Source organism: Delftia sp. WSY_16 (assembly GCF_043104415.1).
Taxonomy (GTDB): domain Bacteria; phylum Pseudomonadota; class Gammaproteobacteria; order Burkholderiales; family Burkholderiaceae_C; genus Comamonas; species Comamonas tsuruhatensis.
Genome location: NZ_JBICKS010000003.1, coordinates 426709 through 443870 on the forward strand (window position 1 = coordinate 426709; position 17162 = coordinate 443870).

Here is a 17162-nt window from a genome sequence, read left to right on the forward strand (position 1 = left end):
GCATTCATGGCACTTCCGCTGGACCACATCGTCATCGCCGTGCAGGACCTCGAGGCCGCCGTGGCGGACTACCGCGCGCTGGGCTTCCAGGTCGTCATCGGCGGCCGCCATCCGGGCCGCACCTCGCACAACGCGCTGGTCGTCTTTGCCGATGGCGCCTACCTGGAGATCATTGCCTGGACCGCACCGGCCCCCGAAGAGCGCTGGTACCGCACGCTGCGCGACCATGGCGAGGGGCTGGTGGACTTCGCCCTGCTGCCCGGCAGCACCTCCCAGGCCCTGGCCGAGGCGCGCGGGCGGGGGCTGGACACCCTGGTCGGCCCCGTGGATGGAGGCCGCGTACGCCCCGACGGCGCGCAACTGCTGTGGCAGACGGCGCGCCACGCCACGCCCGACCTGCCCTTCCTGTGCGGCGACGTCACGCCGCGCGCGCTGCGCGTGCCCGAAGGCAGCGTGCGCGAGCATCCCAACGGCGCGCTGGGCGTAGCCTCGCTGACCGTCGCCGTGCACGATCTGGACGCCAGCCTGGACCGCTACCGGGCGCTGCTGGGCCCGGGCCTGCCGCTGGAGAAGCTGGACAACCAGGGCGCGCGGCTGGCATTGCCGGGGTTCGACCTGCTGCTGCAAGGTGCGCAGGCACTGGCGGCCTGCGACGCACTGCGCCAGCGCCTTGCCACGCGCGGAGAGGGCCCTTGCGCGCTCACCCTGCGCCAGCGGCCCGGCGCCCCGGCACAGCCCCTGGACCTGGCCGCCAGCCATGGCGTGGACATGCGCTGGCACGGTGGGAACACGCTCTAAACTCTTCGTTTTCCTTCTCCACCGCCACCAGCATGAACACCGTTTCCACAGCCTCCCCTGTCATCGCCTTCATCGGTGGCGGCAATATGGCCAGCGCCATCATTGGCGGACTGATCGGCCAGGGCCAATCCGCAGACCGCATCGTCGTCGTCGAACCCTTCGAGGCTGCACGCGACGCGCTGCGCACGAACTTCGGCATCACGGCCCATGCCGATGCCGCGGCCGCCGCCAGCGCGCTGGACGGTGCCGGCATCGTGGTCTGGGCCGTCAAGCCCCAGACCTTCAAGGAAGCCGCCCAGGCCGTGGCGCCGCACACCGCCCAGGCCCTGCACCTGAGCGTGGCCGCCGGCATTCCCACGGACGCCATCGCCCAGTGGCTGGGCACGGGCCGCATCGTGCGCGCCATGCCCAACACGCCGGCCCTGGTGGGCAAGGGCATGACGGGCCTGTTCGCCCGCGCCCAGGTCGATGCCGCGGGCAAGAGCGCCATCGAGCAGGTGGTGGCCACCACGGGCCAGTTCGTCTGGGTCGACCAGGAAGCGCACCTGGACGCCGTGACCGCCCTGTCGGGCTCGGGCCCGGCCTATGTCTTCCTGTTCCTCGAAGCCATGACACAGGCTGGCGTGGACATGGGCCTCACGGCCGAGCAGTCCTACCGCCTGGGCGTGGCCACCTTCCAGGGCGCGTCGGAGCTGGCCGCCCGCTCCAGCGAAAGCGCCGAGGTGCTGCGCCAGCGCGTCACCAGCAAGGGAGGCACCACCCACGCCGCCATCACGCACCTGCAGGCGCAGCAGGTGCCCGAGCATTTCGTGGCCGCCATGCGGGCGGCGGAAACACGGGCCAAGGAGCTGGCCGCCGAATTCGGCCGCTGAGCCCGGCGCAACGCGCCCCAGGCTCCATGCAAAAGGGAGGCACCGGCCTCCCTTGTTTTTTCAGCGCTGAGCCCTCAGCGCAGCGCAAACCCCAGCGCCACGCCCGCGAACAGGCTGGCACCGATCCAGTGGCTCTTGCTGAAGGCGACGAAGCAGCCCTCGCGCGTGCGGTGGCGGATCAGGGTGAAGTGCCAGATCACCTGGGCCGCGGCCACGGCCAGGCCCAGCCAGAAAGGCCAGGCCAGGCCGAAGGGTGCCAACGCCCAGACCGTGAGCAGGCCGCAGAGCACGAAGAAACCCATGACGGCCACCACGTCGAAGCGGCCCAGGGTGATGGCCGAGGTCTTCATTCCGATCTTGAGGTCATCGTCGCGGTCCACCATGGCGTATTCGGTGTCATAGGCCAGCACCAGGAACATGTTGGCCAACCACAGAATCCAGGCCGTGGCGGGCACCTGCCCCTGCACGGCGGCGAAGGCGATGACGATGCCGAAGTTGAAGGCAATGCCCAGGAAGGCCTGGGGCATGGCGAAGAAGCGCTTGGTGAACGGGTAGAGGATGGTGAACAGCACGGCGGGCACGGACCAGGCCACGGCCTCCCAGCGGGTGGTCAGCACCAGGCCCAGCGAAACCAGGGCCAGGGCCGCGCCCAGCAGCGCGGCCTCCTTCACCGAGACCAGTCCCGAGGTGATGGGGCGCTGCGTGGTGCGCTTGACGTGGCGGTCGAAGTCGCGGTCGGCGATGTCATTGATGCAGCAGCCGGCGCTGCGCATCAGCACCGTGCCCAGCACGAAGACCACCAGCAGATGCCAGCCCGGAAACCCGCCCGCCGCCACCCACAGTGCGGCCAGCGTGGGCCAGACCAGGACCAGCCAGCCGGCCGGCCGGTTGAAGCGGACCAGGTCCAGGTAGAGCGACAGTTTGCTGCGCCGGGGCGCAGGCATGGGCGTAGAGGAGGAGGTAGGCATGGCGTCTGGGCGCCGATGGCGGCCGTGGGCCGACCATCGCACGCATCACATTCGAAAATGCCCGCATTGTCGCCGCTGGGCGGGCGGGCTCGGCGGCGCGCCTCAGCCGCGCCTGCCGGCAACGCGGGTTTGCGCCCACTCCACGGCACAGATCACCAGCGCCATCCAGGCCAGGCCCAGCAGCCAGCCAGCCAGCACATCGCTGGCATAGTGCACGCGCAGCACGACGCGGCTGGCCCCCACGCCCAGGGCAACGGCCAGGGCCGCCAGGCCCACGCACCAGCGCCAGGCAGGCCGCAGGTACGGCAGCAGCAGCCAGGCCAGCATCAGATAGAGCACGAAGGTGCCGGCGCTGTGGCCGCTGGGGAAGCTGAAGCCGCCCTCGGGCACCCAGCCGCCCACGGGGCGCGGGCGGCCCACGCTGGTCTTGATGGCGCGTATCCACAGACCGACTCCCGCCGTGGCCACCACCCAGGCGGCCGCATGCAGCCAGTCGCGGCGCCACAGCAGCAGCGCCAGCACGGCAACAGACAGCGACACCATCCAGCCCACATGGCCCAGCTGGGTGAAGGCGACCACGGGGCGCACCCAGGCATCGGTGGCATGGCCAGCAAGCCACTGGTGCAGGGCATCATCCAGCACCGGCCAGTCGGTGCAGGAGTCGCAGCCTGCGGGCTGGCCCAGGCCCAGCATGTCGCGCACCATCACGCCCAGGGCCAGCGCGGCCAGCAGGCCCGCCGCAACCAGGCCCTGCCATGCGGCGCGTGGCATCGGCAGGCCTGCATGGCGCAGCCGCGCGGCGGCGGGCAGGCGCAGGTAGAAAAAAAGGCCGCCCAAGGCGGCCAGTACCAGGCACAGGCCGCTCGTGGCGGCGTGTGCGTCAATCCAGGTCCGGAGCATGCGCGGTCATCACTCCCGGGCCGTGGCAGGTGCTTGGGACATGTGCAGCATCACTCTTCAAGCAGGGCACGCAGCATCCAGGCGGTCTGCTCATGCACGGTCAGGCGCTGGGTCAGCAGGTCGGCCGTGGGCTCGTCGCTGGCTTTGTCGGCCAGCGGGAAGAGGCTGCGCGCCGTGCGTGCCACGGCTTCATGGCCTGCCACCAGGATGCGCACCATCTCCAGGGCCTTGGGCGGATCGTGGGGCACGTCGGCCAGGCTGGTGAGCTTGCCGAAGTCGGCATAGGAACCCGGTGCGAAATGGCCCAGGGCGCGGATGCGCTCGGCGATGGGATCAACGGCGTTCCACAGTTCCGTGTACTGCCCCATGAACATGGTGTGCAGTGTGTTGAACATCGGGCCCGTGACGTTCCAGTGGAAGTTGTGCGTTGTCAGATAGAGCGTGTAGGTGTCGGCCAGCAGGGCCGACAGGCCCTTGGAGATGGCGGCACGGTCCTTGTCGCTGATGCCGATGTGGATGGCGCTGGAGCGCACGGACACCGGTGCGACATCGGCCGTCGCTGCCTGCACGGTCTTGGCGGCCTGCACGGCCTCTGGCTTCTTTGCACCGGACTTGTCTTTGCTGGCATTTTTGGCCATGGGATCCCTTTCAACTTCGTACGGATGGAATATGCCCCGGGCAGACCGCCCGGAGACCGAAAGCAACGATAACGCAAGCGCGGTGGCCCTGGAGGCACGGCCCGCGCAGCGGTGCAGTCATCAGGACAGGCGTTTGACGCCGGGCAAGGCGCAGGCGTAGACCGCGTTGCGCAGGGCGGCGATGGCCTCGTAGCGCGTGAAGCTGCGGCGCCAGGCCAGGACCACGCGGCGCGTGGGCGGTGCCGAGCCGTCGTCCTCGAGGATGGGCAGGTAGCGGATGTGCGGCTCGTCGGTCTTGCGGCGGCGCGCCGTGGTCTCCAGCGCATCGGCGGGCACGGACAGGCGCGGCACCAGGGTCACGCCCATGCCGGCGGCCACCATGTGCTTGATGGTCTCCAGCGACGAACCCTCGAAGGTGCGGCGAATGCCTTCGGCGTTGCTGGCATAGCGTGCGAACTCGGGGCAGACCTGGAGCACATGGTCGCGGAAGCAGTGGCCCGAGCCCAGCAGCAGCATGGTCTCGTTCTTGAGATCGCTGGTGGAGACATGGTCCTTCTGGGCCAGCGCATGGGTGCTGGGCACGGCAGCCATGAAGGGCTCGTCATACAGCGGCGCCAGCGCCAGGCCGGTGTCGGGGAAGGGCTCGGCGACGATGGCGCAGTCGATCTCGCCCGTGCGCAGCATCTCCAGCAGCTTGATGGTGTAGTTCTCCTGCAGCATCAGCGGCATCTGTGGCGTGCGCAGGATGGAGTTGCGCACCAGATCGGGCAGCAGGTAGGGGCCGATGGTGTAGATCACGCCCAGCGTGAGCACGCCCGACAGCGGGTCCTTGCCGCGCTTGGCGATTTCCTTGATCTCGGCGGCCTGCTCCAGCACGCTTTGCGCCTGCCGGATGATCTCCTCTCCCAGCGACGTGACCGACACTTCGCCGGCGCTGCGCTCGAAGAGCTTGACATCGAGCTCCTCCTCCAGCTTTTTGATCGCCACGGACAACGTGGGCTGGGACACATAACAGGCTTCGGCGGCGCGGCCAAAATGCTTTTCACGTGCCACGGCCACGATGTATTTGAGTTCGGTAAGTGTCATTGGCGAGCTGTGTCTGGGAGGGAACCTCGGGAAATACGATGGTCTTAGACCTGGAACCTGGGCCGAAACCTTTGTGCAACCAGGCCTTGCGGCCCGGTTGCCGGGGTGCTCCCCTCAAAAGTTCCTGTGCAGACTCTAGGATTTGTCCTATTTCGATTGTGCCAGTCCTCGTCCACGCATGACCACTGCGCGCTCCCCGACCTGCCGGCTTTTTGCATTTATCCACCTAGTGCAGCGGCCGGCGCATCCGGCCGCGCTGCTGCATGAGCTGGTCCATGCCTATCAATGCTGCCAGGCCTATGGCCACGATCACGGTAAAGACGGGAAGGTCCAAAGCGCTGATCACGGCAAAACCTTGCGGCCGAGCATACCGCTGTGTCTCGGAAATGCATACAAAGTCTGCTGCGGCCATGCCCGTGTAATGCATGGAGCATACTGCCGCCCCCATCACGGCAGCCGCCAGCGCCCGCATGCCCAGCGAGCCGGTGCGAAACGACAGCCAAAGAGCGGCGCTGGCCGCCACCACGGCAATGGCCACGGACAGCACCACGGTGGGAACGGACCAGACGATGAAGCCCGGAAAGCGCATGCCGTACATGCCCAGGTAATGCATGAAGGCCACGCCCAGGCCCAGCAGGGTGCCGGCGCCCAGCACGCGCAACCCGCTTTCGGGCCGCCGCGCGACAAAGGCCAGCGCCACCGAGGTCGCAGCGACGGCAGCCACCAGGGACACCAGGGTTTCGACCATGGAGTAGCCCGAGCCCATGCCCAGGTTCAGCGCCAGCATGCCCGTGAAATGCATGGACCACACGCCTATGCCGCCCAGCGCCGTGCCGGCCGCCAGCAGATTCAGCCAGCTGATTCCCGTGCGCCCGCGAATGCGCTGTGCCGCCGTGAGGGCCACGAAGGAGCCCAGCACGGCAATGCCATAGGACAGGGCCACCAGGCCCATGCGCCAGGAGGTCTCGACGAGTTCATTCGCTTGAACGGCTTCATTCATGTGGACGGCTCCTCATTCTCAGAAAGATGGGACAACACAAGAGTGATCACGGCCGTCCTCCCCGTGGGGAAGCGTGGGGAGGAGTGGCAGGCCATCCCCTCCCGGATGGACCTACCCTGTTTTTTGCGACTCAATGTACCAAAATGTCACAAATACTCAATGCCGTCGCCGCGCGCAGCTGTCACCGCCAGGACCGCATGAAGCGCTCCCTACCGACAGCTACAACGCACACGCAAACCTTGTCTGGCGCGGGCTGCAGGCCTGCGGAGCAGGCCGCCACCGGGCAGCGCCCGGGCGCGTAAAAATACGTAACAGGAACATCCCGCAAGCAGGGGCCGGCCCATCAGGCCTTGAGGAATTCGGCCTTGCCGCCCAACCAGCGGTCCACATGCCGCTGGGCCAGTTGCGGGTGCTGCTCCAGCATGCGAGGCGCCAGCTCGCGGGCCCAGTCGAGCAGCATCAGGTCCTGCTCCAGATCGGCAAAGCGCAGCATGGGAGCGCCTGATTGGCGCGCACCCAGGAATTCGCCCGGACCGCGAATCTCCAGGTCGCGCCGCGCGATCTCGAAGCCGTCGTTGGTTTCGGCCATGGCACGCAGCCGGTCCTTGGCCGTCTCGCCCAGGCGGCCGCTGTCTCCCACCGAATACAGCAGCACGCAGGCCGAAGCTGCAGCGCCCCGTCCCACGCGCCCGCGCAGCTGGTGCAGCTGCGACAGGCCAAAGCGCTCCGCATGCTCGATCACCATGAGCGAAGCGTTGGGCACATCCACGCCCACTTCGATCACCGTGGTGGAGACCAGCACGCCCATGACGCCGGCCGAGAACAGCTCCATCACCGCCTTCTTCTCGGCCGTGGGCATGCGCGAATGCAGCAGGCCGACCATGACATCGGGCAGCATCTCGCTGAGGTAGGCGTGGGTGGCCGTGGCGTTGGACAGGTCCAGCGCCTCGCTTTCCTCGATCAGCGGACACACCCAGTAGACCTGGCGCCCCTGGGCGACCTGGGCGCCGATGCGTTCGATGACTTCGTCCTTGCGGCTGTCGGCAATGAGCTTGGTGACGATGGGCGTACGCCCAGGCGGCAGCTCGTCGATGGTGGAGACATCCAGGTCGGCGTAGTAGCTCATGGCCAGGGTGCGCGGGATCGGGGTGGCGCTCATCATCAGCAGATGGGGCTCCATGCCCGAGGCTGCGAGTTTCTGGCGCAGCGCCAGCCGCTGGGCCACGCCGAAGCGGTGCTGCTCGTCGATGACGGCCAGCGCCAGGTTCTTGAACTCCACCTGGTCCTGGATGACGGCATGCGTGCCCACCACCAGGGCCGCCTCGCCGCTGCGGACCAGCTCCAGCATGGCGGTGCGCTCCTTCTTCTTCTGCGCGCCGGCCAGCCAGGCCACGCGCTTGCCCAGCGGAGCCAGCAGCGGCTCCAGCCAGCCGACCAGCTTGCCGAAATGCTGCTCGGCCAGGATTTCGGTGGGCGCCATCAGCGCGCACTGCCAGCCGGCCTCGATGCAGGCCACGGCCGACAGCGCCGCCACCACCGTCTTGCCCGATCCCACATCGCCCTGCAGCAGCCGGTGCATGGGCATGCGGCGCTGCATGTCGGCGAGGATCTCGCCCACCACGCGCTGCTGGGCACCGGTCAGGCCAAAGGGCAACTGGTCGAGAAACTGGCGCGCCAGTCCCTGGGCGCTGTCCATGGGCAATGCGCGCAGCACGGGCGCTCTGAGCCGCGCGCGCTCGCGCTTGGCCTCGTATTGCGACAGTTGCTGGGCCAGCAGTTCCTCGGCCTTCAGGCGCTGCCAGGCCGGATGCGAATGGTCTTCCAGCGTGGCCAGGGCCACATCGGGCGTGGGATGGTGCAGGAACTGCAGCGCGTCACGCAGGCTGAACAGCGGCGGCAGCCCGCCGTTGCCGTGGAAATGGGCCACGGGCGGGTGCTCTCCTGCGGGCAGCGTATCGGAGAGGTCGGCCCGCAGCATGGCCGTGGCCGCTGCGCGGCGGATATAGGCCTGGGGCAGTCCTGCCGCCACCGGATAGACGGGCGTGAGCGCCGTGGGCAGATCCCCCCCGGCCGCGCGGAACGCGGGGTGCAGCATCTGCCGTCCCCAGAAGCCGCCCTTGACCTCGCCGCGTATGCGCAGCCGCGCGCCCACGGACAGGGTTTTCTGGTGCGAAGGGTAGAAGCTGAAGAAGGTCAGCACGCATTCGGCCGTGCCGTCGTCCACCGTGACCTTGAGCATGCGGCGAGGGCGCAGCTGCACTTCGCTGTGGGTGACCGTGGCCTCGATCTGCACCGTATCGCCTTCGCGCGCATTGCGCAGCGCGGTGATGCGGGTCTCGTCCTCATAGCGCAGCGGCAGGTGCAGCGCCAGGTCGATGTCGCGCACCAGGCCCATTTTCTGCAGCGCCTTCTGCGCGGGACTGGCGGCAGGCCTGGCGGCGGGCTGTGCAGGCGAGGCGGCCTTGTCGCCCGAAGTGGCCGAGGCCTTGCCGGCCTTCCTGGCGCCGCCCTTGCCTGCGCCAGCCTTTGCCTTGCCGGCGCGCGCGGCCTTGCCACCAGGGGCGTCGCGCCCCAGGTCGGGAAAGGCAGAGGAGACGTTCAGGGGCATGGGCTTTCCTGTTTCAGAACATGCGCATTGGCTTGCAGCATAGTGTATGAATATACAGGTGTAGGCAACACGCCACGTTCATGCCGGCCGGCCCTGCCCAAAGCACCCTTGACGCCCCGGGTCTCTGGGGAAGCCGCTACCATGCACGCTGACGTTACGTAGTGTTACCCCGCCACCGAATGCCATGTTGAAGCGTATCAATGTCCAGCATGTCACTCTGGGCATGTTCCTGCACGAGTTCTGCGGCTCCTGGATGGAGCATCCCTTTTGGCGAACCCGTTTCCTGCTTCGCTCCGAGGCCGATCTCCAGCGTCTGCGCGCCACCTCCATCCAGGAGGTCTGGATCGATGTGCGCAAAGGCCTGGACGTGGGCGTGCAGGTGCCCTGCCTGCGCTTCGACCCGCAGGACGAGCTTCGCCACCAGATCCCCGACAACGCCCGCCCTGCGTCCGAGCAGAGCACGGCCCCCATCTCCACCGCCACCGAGCTGCGCCGCGCGGCCCAGACCTGCGCCCAGGCCAGGCAATTGCTGAGCCGCCTGTTCAGCGATGCGCGGCTGGGCCGGCCCGTGGACGCCTCGGCCGCCGGACAGCTGGTGGACGATGTGACGGCCTCCGTGGCACGCAATCCCCATGCGCTGATCGGCCTGGCCCGCCTGAAGACCGCCGACGACTACACCTACATGCACAGTCTGGCCGTGTGCGCGCTGATGGTGGCCCTGGCCAAGCGCATGGGCCTGGACGACCACAGCCTGCGCAAGGCCGGCATGGCCGGCCTCATGCACGATCTGGGCAAGACCGCCATTCCGGTGACCGTGCTCAACAAGCCCGGCCCGCTGGACGACGCCGAATGGGCGCTGATGCGCGCCCATCCACGCCACGGCGAGCAGCTGCTGCGCCCGCTGGGCCTGGACGACGAGGTCATCGATGCCTGCCTGCACCACCATGAAAAGGTGGACGGCAGCGGCTACCCCGACGGGCTGCAGCAGGGCGACATCGGCCTGCTGGCGCGCATGACGGCGATCTGCGACGTCTACGATGCCATCACCTCGGACCGGCCCTACAAGAAGGGCTGGCCGCCTTCGGAGGCGCTGCGTCGCATGGCCGAGTGGAGTCCGCGCCATTTCGACAAGCGGCTGTTCGAGCAGTTCGTGCAGACCGTGGGCATCTACCCGCTGGGCTCGCTGGTGCGCCTGCATTCGCAGCGTCTGGCGGTGGTGGTCGATGCCTCGCCGGCCAGCCTGCTGGCGCCGCGCGTCAAGGTCTTCTATTCGCTGCGCCAGTCCTGCCGCATCACGCCGGAGATCGAGGACCTGTCCGAAAGCCAGGGCAACGACCGCATCATCGCGCGCGAAGACCCTGCGGACTGGGACTTCCCCGATCTGGAATCGCTGTGGCTGGAGTTCGAGCGCCAGCCCCAGGCCGCCATGGCCAGGTGATCGCCGGCAATTCCGGGGATGACCCCAGGGTTTGCGACAATTGCCAGCTTCCGTTCAACGAACTTGGAACGGGCCATGTCCGGCCCTCAAGCACTGCATGTCCTCCCTGTCCCGTGTGTTCTCGCTCAGCGATTTCGACTTCGAGCTTCCCGAGAAGCTGATTGCCCAGCATCCTGCCGCCCAGCGCAGTGCCTCGCGCCTGCTCGACGGCCGCGACGATGCCAACCCGCCCGCCGACCGCATCTTCCACGAGCTGCCCGATCTGCTGCAGCCCGGCGACCTGCTGGTGTTCAACGACACGCGCGTGATCAAGGCGCGCATCTTCGGCGAGAAGGCCAGCGGCGGCCGGCTGGAGCTGCTGGTCGAGCGCGTGCTCGAAGGCAACGACGTCGTGGCCCACATGCGCGTCAGCAAGAAGCCCCTGCCCGGCTCGCGCATCCACCTGTGCGGCGGCAAGAACGGTGGCGGCTTCGACGCCGTGCTGCGTGGCCGCTGGCCCGACGAGAACGGCCCGCTGTTCCACCTGAGCTTTGAAGGCCCGCGCGGCGAGACGCCCCATGAGCTGATGGAGCGCTTCGGCCATCTGCCGCTGCCGCCCTACATCGAGCGCCACCAGGAAACCGGCAACGACCCCGATGCCGCCGAAGACAGCGAGCGCTACCAGACTGTCTTCGCGGCCCGCCCCGGCGCCGTGGCCGCGCCCACGGCCGCACTGCACTTCGACGACGCCGTGCTGGCCCGCCTGGCCGAGCGCGGCATCGAACGCGCCAGCGTCACGCTGCACGTGGGCGCCGGCACCTTCCAGCCCGTGAAGACCGAGAACCTGGCCGACCACCAGATGCACAGCGAGTGGTACGAAATCCCGCTGGCCACCCTGGCCGCGCTGGAACGCTGCCGCCAGCGCGGCGGCCGCATCATCGCCGTGGGCACGACCACGGTGCGTACGCTGGAGTCCTGGGCCCAGACGGGCAACTTCTCAGGCGATACGCGCATCTTCATCACACCGGGCTTCGAGTACCAGGTGGTCGATCTGCTGATCACCAACTTCCACCTGCCCAAGAGCACGCTGATGATGCTGGTCAGCGCCTTCGCCGGCTACGAGCAGGTGATGGCGCTGTACCGCCATGCGATCGCGCAGGAGTACCGCTTCTTCAGCTATGGCGACTCCATGCTGTTGAAGAAGAAAAGCACCCCCTGAGCGGCCGGCTTAGGCCCTTGCTTGGTGTCCCTCGCCTCAGGCCGCGCCAGGTTCAAGCGCCAAGCCCGAAACACCGCATGTTCAGCCAAAGTAATGGCAGAGCCTGCGGCCCTTGACCTCGTGCACGCTGACGGGGATGCCGTATAGGGTGCTGAGGACCTCGTCCTGCACGACCTCGGCCGGCGTGCCCGCCACGGCCAGGCGGCCGTCCTTGAGCGCGATGATGTGGTCGGCGTAGCAGGAGGCGAAGTTGATGTCGTGCAGCACCATGACCACGGTCTTGCCGCGTTCGGTGACGGCGCGGCGCAGCAGGCCCATCATGCTGACGGCATGGGCCATGTCCAGGTTGTTCAGCGGCTCGTCCAGCAGGATGAAAGGCGTGTCCTGGCACAGCACCATGGCGATGTAGGCGCGCTGGCGCTGGCCGCCTGACAACTCGTCGAGAAAGCGCTCGGCCAGCGGCGTGAGCTGCAGGTACTCCAGCGCCTCGTCCACATGGCGCACATCCTCGGGGCCCAGCCGGCCCTTGCTGTGCGGAAAGCGGCCGAAGCCCACCAGGTCGCGCACCGTCAGGCGCAGCGTGCTCTGGTTGTCCTGGCGCAGGATGGCCATGATGCGCGCCAGCGCCTCGGTGGGCGTGGTGGCCACGTCGCGGCCAGCCACCAGCACCTGGCCTTCCGTGATCGGCATGAGGCGGCTGACCAGGGACAGCAGCGTGGATTTGCCGGCCCCGTTGGGGCCGATGATGGCCGTCAGCGCCCGCTCGGGCACGTTGAAGTTGAGCTCCTGCAGCACGGTCGTGCCGCCATGGCGCTTGAGCAGATCACGCACCTCGATCATTGGGTCCCCTTGCGCATGAGCAGCACGATGAAGACGATTCCACCCAGGAACTCCACCACGATGCTCAGCACGGTATTGAATTGAAAAAGCTGCTCCAGCAGCACCTGGCCGCCCATGAGCAGCACGCAGCCCCAGAGCACGGCCGCAGGCAGCACCCAGGCATGGCGGCGCGTGCCCATGGCGTGATACGCCATGTTGCTGACCAGCAGGCCGAAGAAGATGACAGGCCCGACCAGGGCCGTGGACACGGCCACCATGCAGGCCACCACGGCCAGCAGCCGCAGCACGCGGCCATCGTAGTCCAGGCCCAGGCCGATGGCGGCATCGCGCCCCAGCGAGATCACGTCCAGCACGTGGCGCTGGCGCCAGATCCAGGCGCTGCCCAGCGCGATCAGCAGCAGCGACGGCACCAGCAGCTGCAGGTTCACCGCGTTGAAATTGGCGAACATGCGGTCCTGCAGCGCCGTGAACTCATTGGGATCGAGCACGCGCATGGCCAGCCCCGCCAGGCTGCGAAAGAAGATGCCGCCCACCATGCCCACCAGCAGCATCAGGTGCAGGCTGCTGGCATGGCCCACGAAGAGCCAGCGCATCAGCAGCACGCTGAAGCCCACCATCAGCACGATGTTGAGCGCATAGCGCCCGACCTCGCCCATGGCGGACACGCCTGCCGCGCCCAACATCAGCACCATGGCCGCCTGCACGAACAGGTACAACGCATCCAGCCCCATCACCGAAGGCGTGAGGATGGTGTTGTGCGACACGGTCTGGAACACCACGGTGGACAGGCCGATGGCGCAGGCCACCAGCGCCATGGTCAGCACCTTGGCGCCCCGGTGCTCCAGCACGAAGGCCCAGTCGGTCCTGACGCCCACGGTCATGAAGGCCAGCAGGCACAGCAGCGCCAGCCCTCCCAGCAGCGCCAGGCGTCGGCCCCGGCCCCAACTGCGCGCAGACGGATCGGCGCAAGCAACGGATTGCGGCAGGCTGCTCATGCTCGGTCCTTGCGGCGGCGCAGGATGAGCGCCAGGAACAAGGCACTGCCCAGCACGCCCAGCACGGTGCCCACGGGGATTTCATAGGGCGCGATCAGCATGCGCCCGACCAGATCGCACAGCAGGGTCAGGCCCGCGCCGATCAGCGCCACCCACAGCACGCTGCGGCGGACGTTGTCACCCAGGACCAGGCGCACCACGTTGGGCACGATCAGTCCCACAAAGGGAAGGCTGCCGGCCGTGACCACCACGGCGGAAGTGGCCACGGCTACCACCACCAGCCCCTGCCAGACCAGGCGCCGGTAGTTCAGGCCCAGATTGGTGGCAAAGCTCTCGCCCAGGCCGGCGACGGTGAAGCGGTCGGCCGCCAGGCAGGCCAGGGCGGTGACACCCAGCGACAGCCACAGCAACTCGTAGCGGCCCTGGACCACCAGCGAGAAATCGCCGTTGGACCAGGACTTGAGCGCCTGCATCATGTCGAACTGCAGCGCCAGAAAGCTGGCGGCTGCCTCCAGCACGCCGGCCAGCACCAGGCCGACCAGGGGCACCATCCACGACGAGCGCAGCCGGATGCGCGAGAGCACGGCCAGGAACAGCGCCGTGCCCAGCAGTGCCGCCACGGCCGAAATTCCCATCTTGGCCATCACCGGCCAGTGCGGCACCCAGAGGAACGCAGCCAGCATGCCCAGGCTGGCCGACTCCACCGTGCCCACGGTGGAAGGCTCCACGAAGTGGTTGCGTGCCAGCATCTGCATGAGCAGTCCGCAGACCGCCATGGACGCGCCGGCCAGCAACAGGGCCAGGGTGCGCGGCACGCGGCTGTAGACCAGCACCTGGCTGGCCAGGTCGTCCTCGCTACGCGACCACAGCACGCTCCAGTGCATGTCGCCCGCGCCCACCATCAGGCTGGCCAGCGACAGCGCCAGCAGCAGGCCCAGCGCGAAAAGCCAGGCAAGGGCCTGGCGAGAGGGGCGTGACATGGGCACGGCGTGCGCGGTGGCGACAGGCGGGCTCAACGCTTTGGCGTCATGTGCGGGCAAAGGCATCCGACAGCTGCTGGATATTGGCCTTCAGCGCGCCCGGCCCGGCGTTGGACAGGGTGTACCAGTTGGCTGCGTTCAGATAGACCACCTGCTTGCCGCGCCAGGCCTTGGTGGCGCGCACCAGCGGGTTGTCCAGCAGTTGCTGGGCGGTCTTGCCATCCTGGCCGATGGCCACGTCGCGGTCGATGACGAACAGCCAGTCGGGATTGGTCTTGAGCAGGAACTCGAAGGAGACCACCTGCCCATGGCGCGCCACCGTCAGGTTGTCGATGGCCGGCTTCACGCCGAACACATCGTGCAGCATGCCGAAGCGCGAGCCCGGACCGTAGGCGCTGAGCTTGCCGCCCGAGGTCAGCAGCACCAACCCCTTGCCCGCGTTCTGCGCCTTGCCATGCAGCGCGGCGATGGCCTGCTCCACGGCCCGGACCTCGGCCTCGGCCTTGTCCTGCAGGCCGTAGACGGCGCCCAGCGTGCGGATGTTGCGGTAGATATCGGCCATCTGGTGCTCGTCGCTGACGCTCAGGTCCAGCACGGGGGCGAAGCGCGACAGCTCCTTGTACTTGGCCTCGGAGCGGCCGCCCACGATGATGAGGTCGGGCGACAGCGCCTTGACGGCCTCGTAGTCGGGCTCGAACAGGCTGCCGATGCGTGCGTATTTCGCATCGGCATAGCGGGCCAGCAGCGGCGGCATCTTGAACTCGGGCACGCCACGCACCTCGCCGCCCAGCGCCTGCAGCGTGTCCAGCGCCGCCAGCTCGAACACCAGCACGCGCACGGGCTTGAAGGGCACCTGGACCTCGCCCTTGGCGTGCGGCACGGTCACGGTCTTGCCGACCGCTGCCGTCTGTGCATGGGCCATGGACAGTGTCAGAGGCAGCGTGACCAGCATGCCCGCGCCCTGGCCCATCGTCGCCAGGATGTGGCGCCGGGAATGATTTGCATTCAAGGTGTTCATTCTTTCAATGATTGCTGTATCGCCAGGAAGTTCAAACATTAGCCTTGGCGGCCTCAGGGAAGTGCGGGCGTGCTGTCCGGCATGCGCTCGCAGGCCGGCAGGCCCTGGGCAAAGCGCCCGGGGTTGAGCAGGGCCACCAGGCCGCAGGCCAGCGATCCCTGCCATTGCAGGTAGTCATGGCTGGTTTCATGCTCGGCCTGCGTGACCTCGTAGCCCTTGGCGCGCAGCACGTCGGCCAGGTGGCGGTTGGTTTCCAGGATGCCGTCCTGCCCGCCGCGTGCACGCTCGTAGCGGCCTGCATCCAGATAGAAGCGCACGGGCTGGCGCGGCTCCTGGGCATAGCGGCGCTGCACCCAGCCCGGCACCTCGCCGGCCGGCGACCACCAGAACGATCCCGACATGCTCAGCACATTGCCGAACCAGCGCGCATTGACCAGGCCCGCATAGGCCGAGGCCAGGCCGCCGAAGCTGGAGCCGCCGATCACCGTGCGCGCCGCAGGCTGGCCCAGGCCCTGCTCCCCCACCCAGGGCATCAGCTCCTCATCCAGAAAGCGCGCGAAGGCGGTGTTGGGCGGCAATTCCCTGCCGCGTGCCTGCGGGCTGGCGTTGTCCACCAGCACCACGGCCGTGGGCGGGATCAGGCCGTCGGCCATGAGGTTGTCGATGAGGGTGGGCGTGGACACCTGCTTTGCATAGGCATTGCCGTCGAACAGCACCAGCAGCGCCTCGGGCGCCTGGCCGCCTGCCGGGCGGTAGGTCCAGACATTGCGGCTGTTGCCCAGCACGCGGCTGGACAGGCGGTGCTGCACCAGCGCCCCCTGGGCCACGCCCGCGCGCGGCACCACCCAGGGCTGGGGCGGCGCCTTGGGCAGCTCCAGCACGGAGGCGCCCTGGAAGACATCGATGAAGCCGCCCTCGGGCGGCTGCGGGAAGGTCTTGGGATTGAGCGGATCGCGCTGCGCCGTGGCCAGCAGGGCGCGGCGCTGCTCCATGGCCGAGCCTTCGATCAGCGGCACATCGGGCGCCAGCCGGTAGCTGAGCCTGGCGTTGTCCGCCATGCGGAAGCTGGCCCACCAGACATCGCTGCCGGGCAGATGCTGCAGCGGATCATGGTTGCCGGCCGGGCTGCCGAACAGGCGCACGCCCTGCATGCCCGCACGCGGCCGGCCGCGCCACAGGAAGGTGACCAGGGAGTGCCCCTCGGACAGGGGCTCGACCATGGGTGTTCCTTCCTCCTGCACGCGCCGCCAGAAGGCGTCGGCAGCCACACCAGCACCCGCGCCGCGCTGGATTGCCTGCGCCAGAGCCCGCAGCCGCGGGCTTTGCAGTGCCGGAGGCTCGGAGGTGGCCGAGGCCTTGTTGCCGGCAGGCGCCAGGCTGGAGGTCAGCCGCAGCGCGAAGCGCCCCGCTTCTTGCGCCTCACCGCCGGAACCGGGGTCAGCCAGGGCCACACGCCTGGCCACCAGCCGCTGCCGTCCGGCTCCCTCCGTGACCCACATCAGCGACTGGGCGCCGCCATCAGGCCTGGCCAGGCGACGCAGGTGCCGGCCCTGGACATCCTCCAGGTCCAGGGCCACGCCCTGCCCCTCGAATTCACCCTGGACCACATGGCCGGCGGGCAGATCGACGCGCCAGGACTCGCGCCCACCGGCAGCCAGGACCCCTGTGGCCGCCTGGCCCGGCGCCAGCGTGCCCGGCCGTGCGGCCAGGGCCTGCCGCGATGCGGCTGCCGTCATGTCTTCAGCGGCATGGACGGCTGCGCCCAGCAGGCACAGCAGCGAGGCGGCCAGGCACAGGCCTTGTCGTGCAGCTTGCGCCATGGC

At 68.4% G+C, this 17162-nt stretch carries 15 protein-coding genes; 4 read left to right on the forward strand and 11 right to left on the reverse strand.

What is annotated here, in order from left to right:
- Window positions 1-6 precede the first annotated feature (6 nt).
- Both ACF8O7_RS02740 and proC read left to right on the forward strand, forming a co-directional pair.
- Window positions 7-798 (forward strand): VOC family protein, encoded by a 792-nt coding sequence (locus ACF8O7_RS02740; RefSeq protein ID WP_016452014.1) that lies wholly within the window; start codon window positions 7-9, stop codon window positions 796-798.
- Window positions 799-830: 32 nt separating this feature from the next.
- Window positions 831-1670: a pyrroline-5-carboxylate reductase gene (proC, locus tag ACF8O7_RS02745; RefSeq protein WP_016449158.1), complete on the forward strand. Its 840-nt coding sequence runs from the start codon at window positions 831-833 to the stop codon at window positions 1668-1670.
- A 74-nt stretch (window positions 1671-1744) separates the two neighbouring features.
- Here proC and ubiA read toward each other — a convergent pair whose 3' ends face one another.
- The 6 genes from ubiA to recG all read right to left on the reverse strand — a co-directional run bounded on the left by ubiA (window position 1745) and on the right by recG (window position 8870).
- Window positions 1745-2614 (reverse strand): 4-hydroxybenzoate octaprenyltransferase, encoded by an 870-nt coding sequence (gene ubiA, locus ACF8O7_RS02750; RefSeq protein WP_016449157.1) that lies wholly within the window; start codon window positions 2612-2614, stop codon window positions 1745-1747.
- A 126-nt stretch (window positions 2615-2740) separates the two neighbouring features.
- The gene (locus ACF8O7_RS02755) at window positions 2741-3538 is read right to left on the reverse strand and encodes a phosphatase PAP2 family protein (protein WP_016449156.1); all 798 of its coding nucleotides are present in this window, start codon (window positions 3536-3538) and stop codon (window positions 2741-2743) included.
- 50 nt (window positions 3539-3588) lie between these two features.
- Window positions 3589-4176 (reverse strand): Dps family protein, encoded by a 588-nt coding sequence (locus ACF8O7_RS02760; protein ID WP_016449155.1) that lies wholly within the window; start codon window positions 4174-4176, stop codon window positions 3589-3591.
- Between the two features lie 120 nt (window positions 4177-4296).
- Window positions 4297-5262, reverse strand: a complete 966-nt coding sequence (locus tag ACF8O7_RS02765) for a LysR substrate-binding domain-containing protein (protein WP_016449154.1) — start codon at window positions 5260-5262, stop codon at window positions 4297-4299.
- A gap of 226 nt (window positions 5263-5488) precedes the next feature.
- Window positions 5489-6262 carry an MHYT domain-containing protein gene (locus tag ACF8O7_RS02770; protein WP_016449153.1) on the reverse strand — a complete coding sequence of 258 codons (774 nt, stop codon included), beginning with the start codon at window positions 6260-6262 and terminating at the stop codon, window positions 5489-5491.
- 343 nt (window positions 6263-6605) lie between these two features.
- Window positions 6606-8870: an ATP-dependent DNA helicase RecG gene (gene recG, locus ACF8O7_RS02775; RefSeq protein WP_016449152.1), complete on the reverse strand. Its 2265-nt coding sequence runs from the start codon at window positions 8868-8870 to the stop codon at window positions 6606-6608.
- 184 nt (window positions 8871-9054) lie between these two features.
- Here recG and ACF8O7_RS02780 point away from each other — a divergent pair, with 184 nt between their 5' ends.
- Together ACF8O7_RS02780 and queA are read left to right on the forward strand one after the other, a co-directional pair.
- A complete protein-coding gene (locus ACF8O7_RS02780) occupies window positions 9055-10308 on the forward strand; it encodes an HD-GYP domain-containing protein (RefSeq protein ID WP_016449151.1) in 1254 nt (417 codons plus the stop codon).
- A gap of 97 nt (window positions 10309-10405) precedes the next feature.
- Entirely contained in the window at window positions 10406-11506 is a 1101-nt protein-coding gene (queA, locus tag ACF8O7_RS02785) for a tRNA preQ1(34) S-adenosylmethionine ribosyltransferase-isomerase QueA (RefSeq protein ID WP_016449150.1), read from the forward strand.
- A gap of 81 nt (window positions 11507-11587) precedes the next feature.
- On the opposite strand, the gene ACF8O7_RS02790 is transcribed toward queA, so the two are convergent.
- The 5 genes from ACF8O7_RS02790 to ACF8O7_RS02810 are packed head-to-tail and all read right to left on the reverse strand — an operon-like array spanning window position 11588 to window position 17159.
- Window positions 11588-12346: an ABC transporter ATP-binding protein gene (locus ACF8O7_RS02790; protein WP_034363473.1), complete on the reverse strand. Its 759-nt coding sequence runs from the start codon at window positions 12344-12346 to the stop codon at window positions 11588-11590.
- The gene (locus tag ACF8O7_RS02795) at window positions 12343-13341 is read right to left on the reverse strand and encodes an iron chelate uptake ABC transporter family permease subunit (RefSeq protein WP_016449148.1); all 999 of its coding nucleotides are present in this window, start codon (window positions 13339-13341) and stop codon (window positions 12343-12345) included. The genes ACF8O7_RS02790 and ACF8O7_RS02795 overlap by 4 nt, the downstream gene beginning before the upstream one ends.
- Window positions 13338-14321, reverse strand: a complete 984-nt coding sequence (locus ACF8O7_RS02800) for an ABC transporter permease (RefSeq protein WP_016452016.1) — start codon at window positions 14319-14321, stop codon at window positions 13338-13340. The genes ACF8O7_RS02795 and ACF8O7_RS02800 overlap by 4 nt, the downstream gene beginning before the upstream one ends.
- Before the next feature lie 46 nt (window positions 14322-14367).
- Complete coding sequence (locus ACF8O7_RS02805) at window positions 14368-15378, reverse strand: siderophore ABC transporter substrate-binding protein (protein WP_392442198.1); 1011 nt, start codon at window positions 15376-15378, stop codon at window positions 14368-14370.
- A 14-nt stretch (window positions 15379-15392) separates the two neighbouring features.
- Window positions 15393-17159 (reverse strand): enterochelin esterase domain-containing protein, encoded by a 1767-nt coding sequence (locus ACF8O7_RS02810; protein WP_392442201.1) that lies wholly within the window; start codon window positions 17157-17159, stop codon window positions 15393-15395.
- Window positions 17160-17162 lie beyond the last annotated feature (3 nt).